Genomic DNA, 2,093 nt, shown 5'->3' with positions numbered 1-2,093 from the left:
GTTGCCCCACACGGCCTGCGCGCTCGGGACGCCGCGGCGCATGTCCGCCTCGTCCATGACGTCGTCGTGGTACAGCGAGGCGAGGTGCGTGATCTCGATGGCGACGGCCGCGTCCACCACCTGCTGCGTGTTCCCCTCGCCGAGCTGGGCGATGAGGAGCGCGAGCATCGGGCGCACGCGCTTGCCGCCCGCGTCGAGCAGGTAGCGGGTGGTGACGTCGGCCACGTCGTCGGCGAAGCGGACCTCGCGGAGCAGCTGCTCCTCGACGAGCGCGAGGCCGTCGTCGATGCTGCGCGCCATGCGGCGGTCGCCTGAGGACGAGAAGAGGCGGTCGGTGATGCTCGCCTGCGCGGTGACGGAGGCGCCACGGCGGGCGAGCGGGATGCTCGGACTCATGTTCGGCGTCCTTGTCTGTGGGGGTTCACGCGCGGTCAGGACGCGGCGGGACGGGGAGCGGCGTGGCGGCCGGCGGGCTTGACGCCGCGGTGCAGCGCCACGATCCCCGCAGTGAGGTTACGGTGCTCGACCGACGCGAATCCAGCCTCGCGGAGCCACGAGCTCAGAGTCTCCTGGTCGGGCCAGGCCTGGATCGACTCGTTGAGGTACTCGTACGCGCTGGCGTTGGAGCTCACGAGCTTCACGAGCGACGGAGCGACGGCCTTCATGTAGAGGTCGTAGCCGCGGCGCACCAGCGGCACGGGCGGCGTGCTGAACTCGCAGATGACGATGCGGCCGCCGGGCTTGAGCACGCGGAGCAGCTCGTCGAGGCCCTTCCGCGGCTCGACCACGTTGCGGAGGCCGAAGGAGATGGTGACGGCGTCGAACGAGTCGTCGTCGAACGGCAGGTCGGTGGCGTCGGCGTGCACGAACTCGATGCGCGGGTTCCCGGCGTGACGGCGGCGGCCGACCTCGAGCATGCCCTCGGAGAAGTCGGCGGCGACCACGTGGGCGCCCGACGCGGCGAGCGCGGCGCTCGAGGTGCCCGTGCCCGCGGCGAGGTCGAGGATCCGCTCCCCGGCGACCGGGGCGACCGCGCGCGTCGTGGCGACGCGCCACAGCTGGTCGTTCCCCACGGAGAGGAGGGTGTTCGTGCGGTCGTAGGCGCTCGAGACCTCGTCGAACATGGCCGACACCTGGCCGGGCTTCTTGCTGAGGTCTGCTCGCATCACGTCCTCAGTCTATTCGGGCGCGCTGGGCACGCGATGGGCGGCGGCCGGATGCCCAGGGGCCGATCAGAGGACGGGGGCGGCGGGGGTCGACGGCGCCCGCTCGGGAGGTCGGCGGGCGCCCGGGGAGGCCCGGATCCCCGGCGGTAGGGTGGCATCCGTGACCGCATCCCGCGTCCGAGCGCTCCTCGTCGACACCACCCCCGTCGACTCCATCGCCCGGCTCGTCCCCCTCCTCGACGCCCGGCACCCGCTCCTGTGGCTGCGGCACGGATCCGGGATGGGCGGCATCGGCGAGGCGCTCCGGCTCGAGTTCACGGGGCCCGACCGCGTGCGCGACGCCGCCGCCGCGTGGCGCGAGGTCGCCGCCGCGGCGTCCGTCACGGATCCGCTCGGGATCCCCGGCACCGGCCTCATCGCGTTCGGCGCCTTCGCCTTCGCCGACGACTCGGCGGCCGCGAGCGTGCTCGTCGTGCCGCGCGTCGTGGTCGGCCGGCGCGACGGGGTGTCGTGGGTGACGCGGATCCGCCTGGCCGACCGGGAGGACGGCGACGTCGCCTCCCCGCTCGACGCGCTGGCCGCGGGATCCATCCCCGTGCCCGAGCGCTCCGGCGCCGAGTACCGCCTGCACCTGCGCCCCGGATCCATGGGCCCCGACGACTACGAGGCCGCCGTCGCGCGCGCCGTCGCCGCCATCGACGCGGGCGACCTGCAGAAGGTCGTGCTCGCGCGCGACCTCGTCGGCCGCCTCCCCCTCGGCGGCGACCTGCGCCTCGCCCTCAGCCGCTTCGCGCTCGGCTACCCGGACTGCTGGACCTACGCGGTCGACGGCCTCATCGGCGCGAGCCCCGAGACGCTCGTGCGCGTCGGCGGCGGCACCGTCGGCGCGCGCGTGCTCGCGGGCACCGTCTCGCGCGGCACGGACGC

Annotated in this window: 3 protein-coding genes; 1 reads left to right on the top strand and 2 read right to left on the bottom strand. The window is 74.5% G+C overall.

Features of this window, described 5'->3' with window-relative positions; genetic code table 11:
• Together DZG00_RS14965 and ubiE are read right to left on the bottom strand one after the other, a co-directional pair.
• The coding region (locus tag DZG00_RS14965) for a polyprenyl synthetase family protein (protein WP_199689834.1) at positions 1-396 on the bottom strand (396 nt) is incomplete at its 3' end.
• 35 nt (positions 397-431) lie between these two features.
• Positions 432-1,166 (bottom strand): bifunctional demethylmenaquinone methyltransferase/2-methoxy-6-polyprenyl-1,4-benzoquinol methylase UbiE, encoded by a 735-nt coding sequence (gene ubiE, locus DZG00_RS14960; RefSeq protein WP_086515517.1) that lies wholly within the window; start codon positions 1,164-1,166, stop codon positions 432-434.
• A gap of 160 nt (positions 1,167-1,326) precedes the next feature.
• Here ubiE and DZG00_RS14955 point away from each other — a divergent pair.
• On the top strand, positions 1,327-2,093 hold a 767-nt coding region (locus DZG00_RS14955), incomplete at its 3' end, for a chorismate-binding protein (protein WP_199689833.1).

The sequence above is a fragment of the Clavibacter lycopersici genome, assembly GCF_003576405.1.
Classification (GTDB): Bacteria; Actinomycetota; Actinomycetes; order Actinomycetales; family Microbacteriaceae; genus Clavibacter; species Clavibacter lycopersici.
The sequence above is the reverse complement of the archived record's forward strand: the minus strand, read 5'-3'. Positions and strand labels throughout refer to the sequence as shown.